Here is a 19,306-nt window from a genome sequence, read left to right as displayed (position 1 = left end):
CAAGCGCCCCCGCCCCGTCGGGGGCGTTTGCGTTGAGGGCTTGTGGAAGCGGCGACTGTACGCGCCGGTACAGACGACCCGGCGCAATCACTCGTATCATGGCCAGCTGTTTTTTCGTTGGGGCGTCGCGTGACCGCACAACACACCGACCGACAGCTGGCGTTCGTTTTCCCGGGGCAGGGGTCGCAATCGCTCGGCATGCTTGCCGAGCTGGCGCAGGCACACCCGCTCGTCGCGGAGACGTTCGCCGAGGCCAGCGACGGCGCCGGCACCGACCTGTGGACACTGGCGCAGAGCGGGCCCGAGGATCGCCTCAACCAGACCGAGTTCACCCAGCCGGCATTGCTGGCCGCTGGCGTGGCGGTCTGGCGCGTCTGGACCTCGCGCGACGGCGTGCTGCCGGCGCGGCTCGCCGGCCACAGCCTGGGCGAGTACAGCGCGCTGGTCGCGGCCGGAGTGCTGTCGCTGGGCGATGCCGCACGGCTGGTGCGCCGGCGCGGCCAGCTGATGCAGGATGCCGCGCCGCCGGGCACTGGCGCCATGGCCGCCGTCCTCGGCGCCGAGGACGCGCTGGTCGAGGAGGTCTGCCAGGCGGTTTCCTCGCGCGAGGTGGTGGTGCCGGCCAACTACAACTCGCCCGGTCAGATCGTGATCGGGGGCCACTCCGCCGCGGTGGACAAGGCACTGGTCATGCTGGCCGAGCGTGGCGTGCGCAAGGCGGTGAAGCTGGCCGTCAGCGTGCCCTCGCACACTCCGCTGATGCGCGAGGCCGCCGAGCGGCTCGCCGAAACGATGGCCGACCTGGAGTGGCGGGCACCGCAACTGCCGGTCGTGCAGAACGTCGACGCGGAAGTCCACGGCGACGTGCACTCGATCCGCGACGCGCTGGTCCGCCAGCTTTACCTGCCGGTGCAGTGGACCGGTTGCGTGCAGGCGCTGGCGGGTGCCGGCATCACCCGGGTGGCCGAGTGCGGGCCGGGCAAGGTGCTGACCGGCCTGGTCAAGCGCATCGACAAGTCGCTCGATGCCCGTCCCATTGCCGCGCCGACCGATTTCGATGTCGCGCTGGCGGACTGGAAAGTTTCCTGAGGAGATGTCAATGAACCTTCCGTTGCAGGGCGAGATCGCCCTCGTCACCGGCGCCAGCCGTGGCATCGGCGCGGCCATCGCCGACGAACTGGCCGCCCAGGGCGCGACCGTCGTGGGAACCGCGACGTCCGAATCGGGTGCCGCCGCCATTGGCGAGCGGCTCGCGGCCGGCGGCGGCCACGGCCGGGTGCTGGACGTCGCCGACCCGTCCTCGATCGACGCACTGATCGACGGTATCGCCAAGGAATTCGGCGCCGTTTCGATCCTCGTCAACAACGCCGGCATCACCCGCGACAACCTGTTGATGCGGATGAAGGACGAGGACTGGCAGGCGATCATCGACACCAACCTGACCAGCGTCTACCGCACCTCCAAGGCGGTGATGCGCTCGATGATGAAGGCGCGCAAGGGCCGGATCGTCAACATCGCCTCGGTGATCGGCGTTACCGGCAACGCCGGGCAGGCCAACTACGCCGCCGCCAAGGCCGGCATCATCGCCTTCAGCAAATCGCTGGCCAAGGAGATCGGTTCGCGCGGGGTGACGGTCAATGTGGTCGCGCCGGGTTTCATCGACACCGACATGACCCGTTCGCTGCCCGACGACGCCAAGGACGCGATGCTGGGACAGATCGCGCTGGGCCGTTTCGGCGAGCCCGCGGACATCGCCCGCGCGGTGGCGTTCCTGGCCGGTCCGGCAGCGGCCTACATCACCGGCGAGACACTGCACGTCAACGGCGGCATGTACATGGCGTGAGGCCCGGTGGGCCTGGCGCGCGGCACAAGCACTTGAGGCGCAAGGACTTTTGCGGATACTCGCAAAGCGCCCGATTCCACTACACTATTCCATCGAATATCCCGTCCGGGAGGAGTGAACAGCAATGAGCAGCATCGAAGAGCGCGTCAAGAAGATCGTGGTTGAGCAGCTGGGCGTGAAGGAAGAGGAAGTCACCAACAACGCCTCGTTCGTCGACGACCTGGGTGCCGACTCGCTCGATACCGTCGAGCTGGTGATGGCGCTGGAAGAAGAGTTCGAGTGCGAGATCCCGGACGAGGAAGCCGAGAAGATCACCTCGGTCCAGCAGGCGATCGATTACGTCAAGGCTCACGTCAAGTCGTAATCCAGCCGTTGGAGCATGCCCGCGGCCGGTAGCACCGGAGCCGCAGGCCTGTCTTCCGCGTACAGACCGGGGCCGCATTGTGCGGCCCTGCGTCTTTCACACGTATCCGTCCGTCGTACATCCAGGCGCCCGGGCCGGCCCGGCCCGCCCGGGGCACCAGAAGTGGAGTCATCCATGTCCAATCGTCCGGCCTTCAACAGGCGCGTAGTGGTTACCGGCCTCGGCATCGTGTCGCCGCTGGGCAACGACCTGGCCAGCAGCTGGGACGGCATCGTCAACGGCCGTTCGGGCATAGGCCCGATCACCCACTTCGATGCTTCCTCGTTCACCACCCGGATTGCCGGCGAGGTGCGCGACTTCGACGCCACCCGGTGGATCCCGGCCAAGGACGCCCGCAAGATGGAAGAGTTCATCCATTACGGCGTGGCCGCGTCGATGATGGCGATGGAAGACGCCGGCATCACCGTGGACGATTCCAACGCCGAACGCATCGGCGCGCTGATCGGTTCGGGCATCGGTGGCCTGGTGGGCATCGAGCAGCAGACCATCAAGTTCAACGAGGGCGGCCCGCGCAAGATCTCGCCGTTCTACGTGCCCAGCACGATCATCAACATGTTGCCGGGGCAGGTGTCGCTGCTCACCGGCATCAAGGGGCCCAACTTCTCCGCGGTATCGGCCTGCGCGACCTCGAACCACTCGATCGGCATGGCGATGCGGATGATCCAGCACGGCGACGCGGACGTGATGATCGCCGGCGGTGCCGAGCGCGGGTCCTCGCCGACCTCGGTCGGCGGCTTCTGCGCGATGAAGGCGATGTCGACCCGCAACGACGAACCCGAGCGCGCCAGCCGGCCGTGGGACAAGGACCGCGACGGCTTCGTGCTCGGCGATGGCGCCGGCATCCTGGTGCTCGAGGAATACGAGCGCGCCAAGGCACGCGGCGCCCGCATCTATTGCGAGCTGGCCGGTTTCGGCGCCAGCTCCGACGCGTTCCACATGACTGCCCCGAGCGAGGACGGCGAAGGCCCGGCCCGTTGCATGGCCGCGGCGTTCAACGACGCCGGCATCAACCCGGGGGACGTCGGCTATCTCAATGCTCACGGCACGTCGACTCCGCTGGGCGATCTCGCCGAGACACTGGCGATCAAGCGTGCGCTGGGCGATCACGCCTACAGGACGATGGTCAGCTCGACCAAGTCGATGACCGGCCACCTGCTCGGCGCGGCCGGCGGTGCGGAGGCGATCTTCTCGGTACTCGCGCTGCACCACGGCATCATCCCGCCGACGATCAACCTCGAGGAGCCCGGTGCGGGCTGCGACCTCGATTACGTGCCCAACACCGCACGCGAGGTGAAGGTCGACATCGCGGTATCGAACGGGTTCGGTTTCGGCGGGACCAACGGCACGCTGGTGTTCCGGCGCATCTGATCCGCTCGCCGCGGCCGGTGCCTGCGCCGGCGGTTTCGACCGGCGCCCGGCTCGCGGCACCCGTAAGCGACTAGACATGCTCCTGACCCGCGCGCTGGCGCCTTCGCTGGACCTGCTGGACCTGCACCGGCAGGCGCCGACGCGTTACCGCCTGCTGCTCGAGTCGACGGCCCACGGCACTGCGCAGGGGCGCTGGGACCTGCTTCTCCTGGCCGACGGCGACTCACTGCGGCTGGGGTCCGATGGCCACACGCGCGACCGGCACGGCGCTGTCGTCGCGGGGGGATTCCTCGACGCGCTCGACCGGGCATGGACCGCTGAGCGCGTGGCGCGCGATGAGCCGCGCTGGCCCTTTCGCGGCGGCTGGGCGCTGTTGCTTGGCTACGAACTGGCGGCCGAAGTCGAACCGGTCCTGCAGCTTCCCGCCGCGGCAGGCGGTCTGCCGGTCGCGCTCGCACTGCGCTGCCCGGCCGCGGTCCTGCGCGATCACGTGACCGGCGAGTGCATCGCGATCGCCGAGCCCGCGCATGCGGCGCTGCTCGATGAGATCGAAGCCGACGTGGCGTCAATCGGCGCCACGGCGCTGCCCCCCTGGCGCATGCCCGCATTCATCCAGGAGGATCCGCCCGAGCGCTACACCGGCGGAGTGGCGCGGGTGCTGGAGTACCTCGCCGCGGGCGACGTGTTCCAGGCCAACCTGTCGCGCGGCTGGTGCGCGCGGTTCGACGCGCCGCTGGAGCCGGCCGCGTTGTTCCAGCGCCTGCGGGAGAACAACCCGGCACCGTTCGCCGGACTGTTCTCGGGCGGTCCGGAGGGCTGGGCGGTGGTCAGCGCGTCGCCCGAGCGGCTGGTTTCGGTCCGTGGCGAGGTGGTCGAGACCCGGCCGATCGCCGGCACCCGCGCCCGCTTTCCGGGCGACGACGACACATCGCGCATCAGTGAACTGGTCGGCCATCCGAAGGAGCGTGCCGAACACGTGATGCTGATCGACCTGGAGCGCAACGACCTGGGCCGCGTGTGCGCGCCCGGCAGTGTCGAGGTTGACGAACTGATGTCGGTCGAGAGCTACGCCCACGTCCACCACATCGTCAGCAACGTGCGCGGGCGGCTGCGCGGCGACGTGACCCCGGGCCAGCTGATCCGCGCGGTGTTCCCCGGCGGCACGATCACCGGCTGTCCCAAGGTCCGCTGCATGCAGATCGTCGCCGAACTGGAGGAGGTCGGCCGCGGCGCCTATACCGGCGCATTCGGCTGGCTCAACCGGGACGGCGATCTCGACTTGAACATCCTGATCCGCAGCGCCGAAGTGGAGGGCGACGTCCTGCGCTTCCGCACCGGCGCCGGCATCGTCGCCGACTCCGACCCGCAGCGCGAGCTCGACGAAACCCGGGCGAAGGCGCGCGGCATGTTGCGCGCGCTCGGCGTGGAGTAGCGATATGGCTTCCACGAGCCACTCCGCCGGGCCGACGTACCTGCTGTTCCGCGGTACGCAGCGCATCGCGGCGATCGCCCCGTGCGACCGCGGGCTGGCCTACGGAGACGGCCTGTTCGAAACCATGCGCGCGCGCGACGGCGACGTGCCGTGGTGGGATAGGCACTGGGCGCGTCTGCGCCATGGGGCGGAGCGGCTGCACATGCCGTTGCCGCAGCGGGAGCAGGTACGTGAGCAGGCGAGCGAACTGCTGGGCCGCGGCGACGCCGTGCTCCGCCTGCAGGTCACCCGCGGGTCCGGCGGGCGGGGATATGCACCGCCGACCGCCCCGGAGCCGACGTGGCTTCTCTCCAGCCATCCGCCGCCCACCCTCGCCGCACCCGGTGGCCTGCGGCTGCGCTGGTGCGACACCCGGTTGTCGGAGCAGCCGGCGTTGGCGGGCCTGAAGCACTGCAACCGGCTGGAGCAGGTGCTGGCACGCGCGGAATGGAGCGCGTCCGCCACCGGCGAAGCGGATGCCGACGAAGGCCTGATGTGCAGCAACGCCGGGCGGGTCGTGTGCGCGACCGCCGCCAACCTGTTCGTCCTGCACGGTGACCGGTGGTCGACCCCGCCGGTGGACCGCTGCGGCGTTGCCGGCGTCGCGCGCGGGTGGCTGCTCGAACAGTTCGAAATCGCCGAGCGTCCATTGGTCCCGGCCGAGGTCGAAACCGCCGACGCCGTCGTCCTGACCAATGCGGTGCGCGGTATCCTGCCGGTCGCGCGGCTGGGAGGGCGGCGCTGGCCGCTCCATCCCCGCGTGCTGGAGTGGCAACGGCGGCTCGCCGACGCCCACCCCGCGTTCGCCATGCCTGCCCCGGAGATGCCGTGAGCCGTACCCGCAAGAGCCGATTCGGCCTGTTGTTTCTGCTGTTGCTTGCCATCGTGGCCGCGGCTGGCTGGTGGGCCTGGCAGCGCTATGCGGCTTTTGCCGATGCCCCTCTGGCCGGGTTGGAAAAGGGCGCGAGCGTGGTGATCGAACGCGGGGATTCCCTGCCCGTGGTGATCGGCAAATTGCGCGATGCCGGCGTGCGCGAGGGCGAGGCGGCCGAATGGCGCCTGCTGGCGCGCCAGCTCGGTGCGGCCGCCAGCCTGCACGTGGGCGAATACGCGCTGGACCCGGGCACAACGCCGCGCGAACTGCTGCTGGCGATGCGCGAGGGCGACACCATCCAGCACCGCTTCACCATCGTCGAAGGCTGGAACATCCGCGACCTGCGCGCGGCGCTGGCCAAGGCCGATCCGCTGGAGCACGAGTCGGACGACCTCGACGACGCCGCGCTGATGGAATCGCTCGGCCATCCCGGCGAGCACCCCGAAGGCCGCTTCCTGCCCGAGACCTACCTGTACACCCGCGGCGACAGCGACCTGGACCTGCTTCGCCGCGCCTATGCCGCTTCCGAGCGCGCGCTCGCCGCCGCCTGGGAGCAGCGTGATACCGATACCCAGCTCGAGACGCCGTACGAGATGCTGATCCTGGCTTCCATCGTGGAGAAGGAGACCGGCATCGCCTCGGAGCGGCCGCAGATCGCCGGTCTGTTCGAGCGGCGCCTGAGGATCGGCATGATGCTGCAGACCGACCCGACCGTGATCTACGGCATCGGTGCCGACTACGACGGCAATATCCGGCGCAGCCACCTGACCACCGACACGCCGTACAACACCTACACCCGCGCGGGGTTGCCGCCGACGCCGATCGCGATGCCGGGCGTGGCCGCGCTGCAGGCGGTCGCCAATCCGGCCGAGGGCACCGCGCTGTACTTCGTCGCGATCGGCGATGGCAGCGGCCGTCACCTGTTCGCCGACACGCTGGCCGAGCACCAGGCCAACGTACGCAAGTACCTGCGCAACTATCGGCAGAACAACCGCCAGGACGCGCAGTGAGCCTGCAGTCACGGCCACGGCTGGTCTCGCTGGAAGGCGGGGAGGGCGCCGGCAAGTCGACTGTGCTGGAAGCGTTGCGCGACACGCTGGTGGCCGCCGGAGAGGAAGTCGTCTGTACCCGCGAGCCGGGCGGCACGCCACTGGCGGAACGCATCCGGGGGCTGCTGCTCGGCACGCCCGCACTCGGCGCCGCGCATGAAGCCCCGACCGCCGAAACCGAATTGCTGTTGATGTTCGCCGCCCGGGCCCAGCACGTGCGCGAAACCATCGAGCCGGCGCTCGCGCGCGGCGCCTGGGTCATCAGCGACCGCTTCACCGATGCCAGCTATGCCTATCAGGGGGCCGCGCGGGGCGGCGATCCGGAGTTCATCGTGCAGCTTGAACGCCAGGTGGTGGGCATCGCTCCGGGGCTGACCCTGCTGCTCGACGTGCCGGTCGCGATGGGCCTGCAGCGCGCCCGCGGCCGTGGCGAAACCGACCGGATCGAATCGGAGGCCGAGGACTTCTTCGAACGGGTGCGCGCCGCATACCAGCAGCGCGCCGCGGCCGAGCCCGAGCGGTTCCGGGTCATCGACGCCCGCCAGCCGGTCGCCGCCGTGGCCGCCGAAGCCGTCGCCCACCTGTGCCGTCATCGCGAGGGATTGCGATGACCGCGTTCGCGCCGTGGCAGCAGCAGGTCTACGGCCAGGCCTTGGCCGCGCTCGACGCCGGTCGCCTCGGTCACGGGCTGCTCTTCCACGGCCCGGCCCGGCTCGGCAAGTTCGCCGTGGCCGAGCGGCTGGCGCTGCGCGTGCTGTGTACCGGGCGCGACGCCGGCGGCGAGCCCTGCGGCCAGTGCCGCGGCTGCCGGTTGCTGGCCGCCGGCACCCATCCCGATTACCAGCGGGTGTCGTTCGGGCCCACCCGCGATGGCACGAAGCTGCGTACCGAGATCGTGATCGAACAGATCCGCCGGCTGTCCGAGCAGATGGCGCTGACCCCGCAGTACGGCGGTGCCCAGGTCGTGATCATCGATCCCGCCGATGCGATCAACACCGCGGCGGCCAACGCCTTGCTCAAGACACTTGAGGAGCCGGTGCCCGGGCGCTACCTGTGGCTGGTCAGCGCCCAGCCGAACCGGTTGCCGGCGACGATCCGCAGCCGCTGCCAGAAACTCGAATTCCGGTTGCCCACCCGCGCGGATGCGCTGGCGTGGCTGCAGGCGCAGGCGCATGCCCCCGGCGACGCGGAAGAGGCGCTGGAAGCCGCGCGTGGCCATCCTGGCCTGGCCCACGCATGGTTGCAGGGCGGCGAGTTGGCGTTGCGACGCGAGGTGGCGACCGACCTTGCGCGGATCGCCCGCGGTGAGCTGGCGGTCGTTGCCACGGCCCAGCGCTGGGTGGCCGACGATCATGCCGACCTGAGGCTGCGGTTTGCCGCCGACCTGGCGGTGAACGGCGCGGCCGAACGCTTGACCGAGCCGGTGCGCGCGCGCAGTCTGGCTGCATGGTTCGACCGGGCCAACCGCGCACGTGAACTGCTGCGCACCACGGTGCGCGCGGACCTCGTCGTGGTCGAACTGCTGATGGCGTGGCGCGCGGGGGACGCGCGCCGGCCGGCAGAACGACCGCGTGGATGAAGCGCGAACGGGGCGGGCGCGAATGACGCAGGCAAGCATCAACGAGGGAATCAACGCATGAACGCAGGCGGCGCCCGCCAGGGCATCCTGTCGCTGGCCGTGAGGGACAAGGCGTCGCTGTACAACGCCTACATGCCGTACATCAAGAACGGCGGCATCTTCGTGTCCACTCCGAAGCGGTACTTTCTCGGCGACGAGGTGTTCCTGTTGCTGACGCTGCCCGAATCGAGCGAGCGCCTGCCGGTGGCCGGCAAGGTGGTCTGGGTGACGCCGGCCGGTGCGCAGGGCAACCGGCCGGCGGGCATCGGCGTGCAGTTCGGTGACGGTGCCGAAGGCGAGAACGTGAAGGGCAAGATCGAGGCCCTGCTGGCCGGCGTGCTCAACGCCGAGCGGCCGACCCACACGATGTAGACCATGTCCCGGCGGCCCGTCGGGCATCGCCGGACCCGGAGCGGCTCCTACACGAGCGCGGATATCCCGCGCTCGCGATCAGCGCAGTGCCGGCGAATCCCAGCCCGGACGCGGCGCGAAGCGCTCGCCGTGGCGCGCCTGCAACTGCTTCAGCCGCTCCAGCAGCGCGTCGGCACCCGTCTCGCGGATGTACTGGATCGGGCCGCCGCGGAACGGCGCAAAGCCGGTGCCGAAGATCACGCCGGCGTCCAGCAGGTCCGCATCGGCCACCACGCCGTCGTGCAGGCAGGCGACCGCCTCATTGAGCAGCGGCAGCACCAGGCGGTCCTGCAGGTCCTCCGGCGCCTTGTAGTTCTCCGGCAGCTCGGGCTTCACCGCCTTGCCGTCCTCCCACTTGTACAGGCCCTCGCCGTCCTTCTTGCCGCGCTTGCCCGGCTCGGCGCCGCCGGCCAGCGCCGCCGGCACCTGCAGGCCGAGGAACGGCGACAGCTCCGCGCCGACGCCGGCGGCCACGTCCAGCCCGACCGTGTCGACCAGCTCGATCGGCCCCATCGGCATGCCGAACTTCACCGCCGCCTGGTCGATCGCCTTGCCCGGAATGCCTTCGGAATACGCGGTCACCGCCTCCAGCATGTAAGGGAACAGCACCCGGTTGACCAGGAAGCCCGGCGTGCCCGCGACCGGCACCGGCAGCTTGCCGATCGCCTTGCAGAACGCCGCCAGCCGCGCCTCGGTGTCGGCGCCCATCGCATCGTGTCGAACGATTTCCACCAGCGGCATCAGCGCGACCGGATTGAAGTAGTGCAGGCCACCGAACTGCGCCGGCCGCTGCACGCCTTCGCGCAGTTCGGTCAGCGGGATCGACGAGGTGTTGCTGGTCAGCAGCGCGTCGGGCTTCATCCGCGGCTCGACCGCGGCATACAGCTCGCGCTTGGCGTCGGCGCGCTCGACGATCGCCTCGATCACCAGGTCTGCGCTGGCCGCGCCGTCGCCGGCGAGGTCGCCCCTGAGCCGCGCGGCGACCGCAGGCCGCTTCGCCTCGTCCTTCACCTTTTTGGCGAACAGTTCGCCGGCGCGGTTCATGGCGTTGTCGATGAAGCGCTGCTCGCGGTCGGCGAGGGTGACCTCGAAACCCTTGTAGGCCGACCACGCCGCGATGTCGCCGCCCATCACGCCGGCACCGACCACGTGCACGCGGGTGATGCCGTGATCCTTGCCGACGACGCCCTTCAGGCGCTCCTGCAGGAAGAACACCCGGATCAGGTTGCGCGCGGTCGGGGTCGAGGCGAGCTTCGCCACCGACCTGCGCTCGGCCGCGAGCTTGCGGGCGGTGCCCCCGCCGGTGTTCTTCCAGGTGTCGATCAGCGCGTACGGCGCGGGGTAATGCTCCTTGCGTGCCTTGCGCGCGACCTGCTTGAGCGTCATCGGGGCGATGATCTGCCGCGCCGGCCAGGTGTTGGTCGCCCAGCCCATGAAGCGCTGCTTGAACGGCCGCTGCCGGCCCTTCAACGCCAGCGACGCGGCGCTGTCGACCAGCATCGCCTTGTCGACCACCTTGTCGACCAGCCCGTTGGCGCGCGCGGCCGCGGCCGACAGGGTGCGACCGGTCAGCATCATGTCCAGCGCCGCCGGCGCGCCGATCAGCTTCGGCAGGCGCACGCTGCCGCCCCAGCCCGGATAAATGCCGAGCTTGACCTCCGGCAGGCCGATCCGGGTCGATCCGTCCTTGCTGGCGACGCGGTAGTCGCAGGCCAGCGCCAGCTCGGTGCCGCCGCCCATGCAGAAGCCGTGGATCGCGGCGACGGTCGGGCAGGGCAGTTCCGACAGGCGCTGGAACACCTGCTGCCCGCGCTGCAGTGCACCGCCGACGTTGCCGGTGGCGTCGAAACCCTGGAACTCCTTGATGTCGGCGCCGGCGATGAAGCCGCTGTCCTTGGCCGAGCGGAACACCACGCCCTTGGGCGGGTCGATCGCGATCCGCTCCAGCAGCCCGTCCAGCTCGATCAGTACGTCCTGCGACAGCGCATTGACCGACTCGCCGGCGCGGTCGAGCGACAGCACCATGACGCCGTCGGCGCGCGCGGCGGCCTGCCAATGGGTCAGTCGGAGTCCGTCGAGCGTCGGCAGGGCGGTGTCGGGGGAAGCCATTGCGGCACCATCCGTTCAGGTATGGGTCAAGCCGCTATCATCCCGATGTTGTTTCGCCGGCGTCAAATGAGCGCGCGCCGCGCCGGCGCTCGCGTGACCGTTGGCGGTTGCGGGCCGCGCCTGCCGCCCCAATCCTCGAAGGTCGAACTTTTCCCCGCGGGATTGAACTTTTCCACCGCGGGCTTGTCCCATTGTTCGGCCACGGCCGAGCTGACAGGAGTGCCGGCGCGCGACATGGCCGAGAACAGGTTGTTGGACCAGGAGTTGGACCAGGAGCTGGTCAGGCGTGTCCAGCGGGGCGACAGCACGGCGTTCGATGCACTGGTACGCAAGTACCAGCACCGCATCATCGGGCTGATCGGCCGCTACGTGCCCGACTGGAGCGAATGCCAGGACGTCGCCCAGGACACCTTCGTGCGCGCCTACCGGGCGCTGCCGAATTTCCGCGGCGATGCGCAGTTCTATACGTGGTTGCACCGGATCGCAGTGAACACCGCCAAGAATCATCTCGTCGCCCGGAACCGCCGGCCGCCCGCGGACGACGTCGACATCGGCGACGCCGAGCAGTTCGACGCCGGCATCCGGCTGCGCGACACCGATACGCCCGAACGCGAACTCATGCGCCAGCAGGTCGAACAAACGGTGATGCGCGTGGTCCAGGGACTGCCCGAGGACCTGCGTGCGGCCATCACGCTGCGTGAGGTCGAAGGATTGAGCTACGACGAGATCGCCGAGCGGATGGGCTGCCCCATCGGCACCGTGCGGTCCCGGATCTTCCGGGCACGCGAGGCCATCGATGCCGAGCTGCGCCCGCTGCTGGGCAATGACGAGGGCGGGGAACCACGCCGGGAACGGAGCCACTGATGTCGAACCAAGCCCCATCCGATCGCGAAACACTGAGTGCCCTGTTCGATGGCGAACTGCGTGGCGACAGCGCCCGCTTCGCGTTGAAGCGGCTCGACCACGATGCCGACTGGCGCGACGCCTGCGGACGCTGGCAACTGGCTGGCGACGTGCTGCGCGGGCAGGCAATGGCACCGGCGCCGGTGGAATTCGCCGGGAAGGTCGCGGCGGCGCTGGGCAATGAACCCGTGGCCGCGGTTGCAGAAGCCCGGCCGATGCGCGGCCGCTGGATTGGCGGTGCGGCGCTGGCCGCGTCCGTCGCGGTGGCGGCGCTGTTCGTGACGCGACCGTTCGCGCCTACCGCGCCCACTCCCGCCGGCCCGATCGCGGCGGTCGAGGCTCCCGCGGCGCCGGTCGCGGCGGCAAGCAATCCGGCCGATGCGAGTCCCCCGCTCCGTGTGGCGACGACACTGCCGGCGTCGGACGAGACCGGGCGGAACGGGTCCGCCGAGCCCCTCGCTCCCGCAGGTGGCATTGCACTCGCAGGGGCCGCGGTGGCGGTGGCCGACGCGCCTCGCCGTTCCAGCCGGCGCAGCGCCGACGAGCGCGGCACCGACCGTCCGGTCCTCTCCGCCACTGCCGAGGCGCGCGACACCGCGGTGGCGGCCGCCGAGCCGCTGCCGCAGGGCGAGGCCGCCGGAACCGTCCACCCGTTCCTGCCCCCGGACGAGATCGTGGCGCGGCCGTGGCCGCGGGCCGTGTTGCCGGCCTACCGTGCCAGCGGCGCATTCACCGCGAGCTATGACGGCGCATCGGGGCCCGAAGCCCCGTCGTTCTATCCGTTCGAACCCGACCAGCTCGGAGCCCCGCCGGAGTCCAGCGACCCGGCCCGGACCGCTTGGCCGGAACGCTGACCGCGGCAAACGCTACGGGCCCGCGATACACGCCCGGGCCTGCCATTCCGGCGCCGTCATCGCGTCGCCGGCACTGTGATCCACCCGCCACCCCGAGGCCGATTCCATGAACCGACCGATCCGTTCCATCGCCCTGCTGGGCGCCCTCGCCGCCGCCCTGCCGGTGGCCTGCACCGCGCAGCAGTCGCCGACCACCGCGGCCGCCTCGCAGGCGGTGACGCCGGCGGCGCCGACGCCGATCGTCACCGGGCTGCCGGACTTCACCCAATTGGTGAAGCGGGTGGGCCCGGCCGTGGTGAACATCAGTGCCGAGATCGCCCCGCCCGAACGCGATCCGCGTTCGCAGATGCCTCCGGGTTTCGAGGACCTGCTGCGCCAGTTCGGCATGCCGTTCCCCGGGATGCCGGACGGCCCGCGCGGCGGCGGCACTTCGCTGGGCAGCGGTTTCATCATTTCCGATGACGGCTACGTGCTGACCAACCACCACGTCGTCAACGGCGCCGACAAAGTCACCGTGACGCTGTCGGACCGCCGCGAGTTCAAGGCCGAGGTGGTCGGCAGCGACGAGCAGTACGACGTCGCCCTGCTCAAGATCGACGCCGACAACCTGCGCTGGCTGCGGGCCGGCCAGTCCAGCGGGCTGCAGCCGGGCCAGTGGGTGGTGGCGATCGGTTCGCCGTTCGGCCTCGACCATTCGGTCACGGCGGGCATCGTCAGTGCGGTCGGCCGGTCCAATCCGTACGCCGGCCAGCAGTACGTGCCGTTCATCCAGACCGACGTGGCGATCAACCGCGGCAACTCGGGCGGTCCGCTGCTCAACACCTCCGGCGAGGTGGTCGGCATCAACTCGCAGATCTTCAGCAACTCCGGCGGCTACATGGGCGTCAGCTTCGCGATCCCGATCGACCTGGCGATGAACGCGGTCGAGCAGATCAAGGAGACCGGCGAGGTCCGTCGCGGCATGCTCGGCGTCGGCATCCAGCCGGTCACCGCCGAAGCGGCGCGGGCGATGGACCTGCCCGATGCCCGCGGTGCGATCGTCAACAACGTGCAGCCAGGCAGTGCCGCGGACAAGGCCGGCATCCGCCGGATGGACGTGATCCGGGCCTTCAACGGCACCCGCATCGACGATGCCAGCGACCTGCCGCCGCTGGTGGGTGCGGTGGCGCCGGGCAGCGCGGCCACCGTCGAGCTGCTGCGCGCCGGTGACACCGTGCGCTTGGAGCTGACCGTCGGCGCGGAAAGCGCGCTGGGTGCGCCGGCGACCCGGACCAGCGACGGCGATGAGGCGTCGCCCGCCGCCGCCCCGGGGTCCAACTCGCTGGGCATCGCCGCGCGCGAGCTGGACCCGACCACGCGCCAGCGCCTGGGCGTTGAGGGCGACGAAGGCGTCCTGCTGGCCCGGGTCGATCCCGCGATCACCCGCGAAAGCGGGCTGCGTGCCGGCGACGTGGTCCTGCAGGTCGGCCGCGACAGCGTCGACAGCGTGGCGGCGTTCAACCGCGCCCTGACCGGCGTGGAGGCCGGAGAAACCGTGATGCTGCTGGTCCAGCGCGGCGGCACCACCCAGTTCGTCGCCGTCACGGCGCCCGCGGACTGACCCTGTGCGCTCGGGCCGCGCCCCGCTCCGGAGAGTCGCCCCGGTCCCCCGGGGCCGGCCATCCGGTATGCGATAATCGCGCGTTAACTTCCGGCCCGAGCCCGCCGCCCCGCATGCAGCAGATCCGCAACTTCTCCATCATCGCCCACGTCGACCACGGCAAGTCGACCTTGGCCGACCGCATCATTCATTTGTGCGGTGGCCTGACGGCGCGCGAGATGGAAGCGCAGGTGCTCGATTCCAATCCGATCGAGCGCGAGCGCGGCATCACCATCAAGTCGCAGTCGGTGTCGCTGCCGTACACCGCGCGCGACGGCCAGACCTACTTCCTCAACTTCATCGACACTCCCGGCCACGTCGACTTCAGCTACGAGGTCAGCCGCTCGCTGGCCGCATGCGAGGGCGCGCTGCTGGTGGTCGACGCCGCGCAGGGCGTGGAGGCGCAGTCGGTCGCCAACTGCTACACCGCGGTGGAGCAGGGGCTGGAAGTGGTGCCGGTGCTCAACAAGATCGACCTGCCGACCGCCGACATCGACCGTGCCAAGGCCGAGATCGAGGCGGTCATCGGCATCGACGCAAGTGACGCGGTCGCGGTCAGCGCCAAGACCGGCCTCAACGTCCAGGACGTGCTGGAGGCGATCGTCACCCGGATCCCGCCGCCGAAGCCGCGCGACACCGACAAGCTGCAGGCGCTGATCATCGACTCGTGGTTCGACAACTACCTCGGCGTGGTGTCGCTGGTGCGCGTCATGCAGGGCGAGATCAAGCCCGGCGACAAGATCCTGGTCATGTCGACCGGCCGTACCCACCAGGTCGACAACGTCGGCGTGTTCACCCCCAAGCGCAAGGAGCTGGCGAAGCTCGGTGCCGGCGAAGTGGGCTGGATCAACGCCAGCATCAAGGACGTCCACGGCGCGCCGGTCGGCGACACCCTGACCCTGGCCGGCGACCCCGCGCCCAGGCCGCTGCCGGGCTTCCAGGAAATGCAGCCGCGCGTGTTCGCCGGCCTGTTCCCGGTCGACGCCGAGGACTACCCGGACCTGCGCGAAGCGCTGGAAAAGCTGCGCCTCAACGACGCTGCGTTGCGCTTCGAGCCCGAGAGCTCGGAAGCGATGGGCTTCGGCTTCCGCTGCGGCTTCCTCGGCATGCTGCACATGGAGATCGTGCAGGAGCGGCTGGAGCGCGAGTACGACCTCAACCTGATCACCACCGCGCCGACGGTGGTCTACGAGGTGCTCAGGACCGACGGCGACATCGTTTCGCTCGACAACCCGGCCAAGCTGCCGCAGAGCAACCTGATCGAGGAGATCCGCGAGCCGATCATCCGCGCCAATATCCTCACGCCGCCCGATTACGTCGGCAACGTGATCACCCTGTGCGAGGAGAAGCGCGGCAGCCAGATCGGCATCACCTACATGGGCCAGCAGGTGCAGATCAGCTACGAACTGCCGATGGCCGAGGTGGTGCTGGACTTCTTCGACCGGCTCAAGTCGGTCTCGCGCGGCTACGCCTCGCTGGACTACCACTTCCTGCGTTTCCAGGCCGGTCCGTTCGTGCGGGTGGACACCCTGATCAACGGCGACAAGGTCGACGCGCTCAGCATCATCACCCACCGCGCCCACGCCGACCGCCGCGGCCGCGAAATCAGCGAAAAGATGCGCGAGCTGATCCCGCGGCAGATGTTCGACGTCGCCATCCAGGCCGCGATCGGCTCGCAGATCATCGCCCGCAGCACGGTCAAGGCGATGCGCAAGAACGTGCTGGCCAAGTGCTACGGTGGCGACATCACCCGCAAGAAGAAGCTCCTCGAGAAGCAGAAGGAGGGCAAGAAGCGGATGAAGCAGGTCGGACGCGTCGAAATCCCGCAGGAAGCCTTCCTGGCGGTGCTCCAGGTGGACAACAAATAAAGGAAGCCGCATGCGCTGGTTCGAAATCGCCCTGGTGGCGCTCACCCTCGTCACCGGCCTGGTCTGGCTGCTCGACAAACTCGTTCTCGCCCGCCGCCGCGTGGCGCACCAGGGGCTGCTCGACGACGACGCCGAGCCCTGGTACGTCGACTACTCCAAGGCATTCTTCCCGGTGCTGCTGGTGGTGCTGATCCTGCGCAGCTTCATCGCCGAACCCTTCCGGATCCCGTCGAACTCGATGATGCCGACCCTGCTGACCGGCGACTTCATCCTGGTCAACAAGTTCACCTATGGCCTGCGGCTGCCGGTCACCAACACGAAGTTCGTCGACATCGGCGAGCCCGCGCGCGGGGACGTGGTGGTGTTCCGCCCGCCGCATCACCCGGACCAGGACTGGATCAAGCGCGTGATCGGCCTGCCGGGCGACCGCATCGGGTATTTCGACAACCAGGTCCACGTCAACGGCGTGCCGGTCTCCTACGAATCGCTCGGCATCTACGAAGGCCATGACAGCGGCATGGAAATGAGCGGCGCGGAGGAACTGGTCGAGCAGCTACCAGGCCGCACGCACCGCGTGCTCGAGCGCACCTCGTTGCCGTTCAGGGATCCGGCTCAGGGCGAGTGGGTCGTGCCGCCCGGCCACTATTTCGTGATGGGCGACAACCGCGACAACAGCGAGGACAGCCGATACTGGGGTTTCCTGCCGGAGGAGAACCTCCGCGGGAAGGCGTTCCTGATCTGGATGAACATCGATGGCGGCATCGGCTTCGACCGGATCGGCGACAGCATCCAGTAGGGGTCGGTTTGCGGCATAGTCCGCCTCGGGCCCAGACCCAATCCATACCAACATCCAGGGGAACACCGGTATGAAGCGCAACCAGGGTGGCATGACCCTTATCGGGTTCATCATCGTGCTCGCCGTCGTCGGCGTGTTTATCTACATGGGGATGAAGGTCATCCCGATGTACTCCGAGTACTACGCGGTCAAGCAGGCGCTTGACGGGCTGTCGAAAGAGCCGGAGATCAGCCAGCAGGACCCGGCCAGGATCAAGGACCTGTTCTTCCGCCGGCTGTACATCAGCTATGCCGACACGGTGAAATCCGAGCACGTCAAGATCGCCCGCAAGGATGCCGGCTACGTGATGACCGTTGACTACGAAGTGCGCAAGCCGCTGATCGCCAACCTCGACGTGGTCGGCAAGTTCAAGGCCGAACAGGAGCTGCGCCGCGGCGCGAACTGACCGGTGACCGAGCGGATTTCGCACCGGTTCGGCCGCCCCGAGCTGCTGGCCCAGGCACTGACCCACCGCAGCGCGGGCGCGCCCCACAACGAGCGGCTGGAATTCCTCGGCGACGCGCTGGTCAACCTGTTCGTCGCCGAGGCGCTGTACACGCGCTGGCCCAAGGCGGACGAGGGCGCGCTGACCCGCGCCCGTGCCGAACTGGTGCGCGAATCCGCGCTGGCGCCGATCGCCCGCGCGCTGGAGCTGGGCGGCCGGTTGACCCTCGGGCCGGGCGAAATGAAGTCCGGCGGGCACCGGCGCGATTCGATCCTGGCCGATGCGCTGGAGGCGCTGGTCGCCGCGATCTACCTCGATGCCGGATTCGAAACCTGCCGCGCGGCGGTGATGCCGTGGTTCGAGGCGGCGATGGACGCGCTGCCGCCTCCGCACAAGGTCGGCAAGGACGCCAAGACCCGCCTGCAGGAATGGCTGCAGGGCCGGCAGAAGCCGCTGCCGGTCTACCGCCTCGTCGAGGAGACCGGCGAGGACCACGCCAAGACCTTCCGGGTCAGCTGCACGCTGGCCCAGCCGGAGCTGGTGACCGAAGGCGAGGGCAACTCCCGCCGCGGTGCCGAGCAGGCGGCCGCCGAGGCGGCGATGGCGGCGATCGACGCCGACTGACCACCCGGACGGGCGAGGTAAGTCGCGACTCACCTCCCTCCCACTACAATTCCCCAGATGGACACCCCACACCACGCCGGCCACGTCGCCGTCATCGGCCGCCCCAACGTCGGCAAGTCGACCCTGACCAACGCACTGGTCGGGGCCAAGGTCAGCATCGTCTCGCCGCGGCCGCAGACCACCCGTCATCGCCTGCTCGGCATCGCCAGCTTCCCGCAGGGCCAGATCCTGCTGGTCGACACCCCGGGCCTGCACCGCGACCAGGGCAAGTCGACCGCCACCGCGATGCACCGCTGGATGAACCGCGCCGCCCGCGGTGCGCTGGAGGGCGTCGATGCAGCGATGCTGGTGGTGCGCGCCGGCCAGTGGGACGAGGCCGACAGCTTCGCCTACCAGGCGCTGCACCAGGCCAGGGTGCCGGTGGTGCTGGTGGTCAACCAGGTCGACCGGCTCAAGGACAAGACCGCGCTGCTGCCGTACCTGGCGCAGGTCAGCGAAGGCCGCGAGTTCGCCGCGGTGCACCCGGTCTCCGCGCTCAAGCGCAAGGGGCTGGAGCCGCTGGTGAAGGACGTGCTGGCGCTGCTGCCTGAGCAGCCGCCGCTGTACGGCGAGGACGAGATCACCGACAAGAGCCAGCGCTTCCTCGCCGGCGAACTGGTGCGCGAGCAGTTGATGCGCCAGCTTGGCGAGGAGCTGCCGTACGCGACCACGGTCGAGATCGAGCGGTTTGTCGTCGACGGGGCGCTGCTGCGGATCGGCGCGGTGATCTGGGTCGAGCGTGACGGCCAGAAGGCGATCGTGATCGGCAAGGGCGGCGAGCGCCTGCGCGAGATCGGCGCCAAGGCCCGCCAGCAGATGGAACAGCTGTTCGGCGCCAAGGTGTTCCTGGAAAACTGGGTGCGCGTGCGCGAGGGCTGGTCCGACGACGAGGCCGCGCTGCGGGCGTTCGGCTACCACGACTGACCGCGGGC

19 protein-coding genes are annotated in these 19,306 nt (G+C 69.7%); 18 read left to right on the top strand and 1 reads right to left on the bottom strand.

All coding sequences use genetic code 11. The features are described from left to right. The first annotated feature begins 198 nt into the window (after positions 1–198). From fabD to U8331_RS10185, 10 genes are all read left to right on the top strand, one after another. Positions 199–1,089 carry an ACP S-malonyltransferase gene (gene fabD, locus U8331_RS10230; protein ID WP_481132954.1) on the top strand — a complete coding sequence of 297 codons (891 nt, stop codon included), beginning with the start codon at positions 199–201 and terminating at the stop codon, positions 1,087–1,089. Between the two features lie 10 nt (positions 1,090–1,099). After that, a complete protein-coding gene (gene fabG, locus U8331_RS10225) occupies positions 1,100–1,843 on the top strand; it encodes a 3-oxoacyl-ACP reductase FabG (RefSeq protein WP_481130934.1) in 744 nt (247 codons plus the stop codon). Positions 1,844–1,967: 124 nt separating this feature from the next. Continuing rightward, positions 1,968–2,207 (top strand): acyl carrier protein, encoded by a 240-nt coding sequence (gene acpP, locus U8331_RS10220; protein ID WP_031373652.1) that lies wholly within the window; start codon positions 1,968–1,970, stop codon positions 2,205–2,207. A gap of 174 nt (positions 2,208–2,381) precedes the next feature. Beyond that, positions 2,382–3,635: a beta-ketoacyl-ACP synthase II gene (fabF, locus tag U8331_RS10215; RefSeq protein WP_481130933.1), complete on the top strand. Its 1,254-nt coding sequence runs from the start codon at positions 2,382–2,384 to the stop codon at positions 3,633–3,635. Between the two features lie 76 nt (positions 3,636–3,711). After that, on the top strand, positions 3,712–5,067 hold the full coding sequence (locus tag U8331_RS10210) for an aminodeoxychorismate synthase component I (RefSeq protein WP_481130932.1): 1,356 nt from the start codon (positions 3,712–3,714) through the stop codon (positions 5,065–5,067). Between the two features lie 4 nt (positions 5,068–5,071). After that, positions 5,072–5,938: an aminodeoxychorismate lyase gene (gene pabC / locus U8331_RS10205; RefSeq protein ID WP_481130931.1), complete on the top strand. Its 867-nt coding sequence runs from the start codon at positions 5,072–5,074 to the stop codon at positions 5,936–5,938. After that, a complete protein-coding gene (mltG, locus tag U8331_RS10200; RefSeq protein WP_481130930.1) occupies positions 5,935–6,990 on the top strand; it encodes an endolytic transglycosylase MltG in 1,056 nt (351 codons plus the stop codon). The genes pabC and mltG overlap by 4 nt, the downstream gene beginning before the upstream one ends. Continuing rightward, complete coding sequence (gene tmk, locus U8331_RS10195) at positions 6,987–7,640, top strand: dTMP kinase (protein ID WP_481130929.1); 654 nt, start codon at positions 6,987–6,989, stop codon at positions 7,638–7,640. Before mltG ends, tmk begins: the two co-directional genes overlap by 4 nt. Beyond that, complete coding sequence (locus U8331_RS10190) at positions 7,637–8,608, top strand: DNA polymerase III subunit delta' (protein WP_481130928.1); 972 nt, start codon at positions 7,637–7,639, stop codon at positions 8,606–8,608. Before tmk ends, U8331_RS10190 begins: the two co-directional genes overlap by 4 nt. Before the next feature lie 57 nt (positions 8,609–8,665). Further along, positions 8,666–9,019 (top strand): PilZ domain-containing protein, encoded by a 354-nt coding sequence (locus U8331_RS10185; RefSeq protein ID WP_481130927.1) that lies wholly within the window; start codon positions 8,666–8,668, stop codon positions 9,017–9,019. Positions 9,020–9,097: 78 nt separating this feature from the next. On the opposite strand, the gene U8331_RS10180 is transcribed toward U8331_RS10185, so the two are convergent. Then, positions 9,098–11,167, bottom strand: coding sequence for a 3-hydroxyacyl-CoA dehydrogenase NAD-binding domain-containing protein (locus U8331_RS10180; RefSeq protein ID WP_481130926.1), 2,070 nt, complete (start codon positions 11,165–11,167; stop codon positions 9,098–9,100). A 234-nt stretch (positions 11,168–11,401) separates the two neighbouring features. Between U8331_RS10180 and rpoE the strand changes: the two genes are divergently transcribed. The 8 genes from rpoE to era all read left to right on the top strand — a co-directional run bounded on the left by rpoE (position 11,402) and on the right by era (position 19,298). Beyond that, positions 11,402–12,031: an RNA polymerase sigma factor RpoE gene (gene rpoE, locus U8331_RS10175; RefSeq protein ID WP_481132953.1), complete on the top strand. Its 630-nt coding sequence runs from the start codon at positions 11,402–11,404 to the stop codon at positions 12,029–12,031. Beyond that, complete coding sequence (locus U8331_RS10170) at positions 12,031–12,924, top strand: sigma-E factor negative regulatory protein (RefSeq protein WP_481130925.1); 894 nt, start codon at positions 12,031–12,033, stop codon at positions 12,922–12,924. The genes rpoE and U8331_RS10170 overlap by 1 nt, the downstream gene beginning before the upstream one ends. A 106-nt stretch (positions 12,925–13,030) precedes the next feature. Further along, positions 13,031–14,524, top strand: a complete 1,494-nt coding sequence (locus U8331_RS10165) for a DegQ family serine endoprotease (protein ID WP_481130924.1) — start codon at positions 13,031–13,033, stop codon at positions 14,522–14,524. Between the two features lie 113 nt (positions 14,525–14,637). Further along, a complete protein-coding gene (gene lepA / locus U8331_RS10160) occupies positions 14,638–16,431 on the top strand; it encodes a translation elongation factor 4 (RefSeq protein ID WP_481130923.1) in 1,794 nt (597 codons plus the stop codon). A gap of 10 nt (positions 16,432–16,441) precedes the next feature. After that, complete coding sequence (gene lepB, locus U8331_RS10155; protein WP_481130922.1) at positions 16,442–17,227, top strand: signal peptidase I; 786 nt, start codon at positions 16,442–16,444, stop codon at positions 17,225–17,227. A 70-nt stretch (positions 17,228–17,297) separates the two neighbouring features. After that, positions 17,298–17,672 carry a DUF4845 domain-containing protein gene (locus U8331_RS10150; protein ID WP_481130921.1) on the top strand — a complete coding sequence of 125 codons (375 nt, stop codon included), beginning with the start codon at positions 17,298–17,300 and terminating at the stop codon, positions 17,670–17,672. A gap of 3 nt (positions 17,673–17,675) precedes the next feature. Further along, on the top strand, positions 17,676–18,335 hold the full coding sequence (gene rnc, locus U8331_RS10145) for a ribonuclease III (RefSeq protein WP_481130920.1): 660 nt from the start codon (positions 17,676–17,678) through the stop codon (positions 18,333–18,335). Positions 18,336–18,392: 57 nt separating this feature from the next. Beyond that, positions 18,393–19,298 (top strand): GTPase Era, encoded by a 906-nt coding sequence (gene era, locus U8331_RS10140; RefSeq protein WP_481130919.1) that lies wholly within the window; start codon positions 18,393–18,395, stop codon positions 19,296–19,298. The last annotated feature ends 8 nt before the right edge of the window (positions 19,299–19,306 follow it).

Source organism: Lysobacter sp. CC-YZS074, from assembly GCF_056739745.1.
Note: the sequence above shows the minus strand (reverse complement) of the source record. Positions and strands in the feature narration are given on the sequence as shown.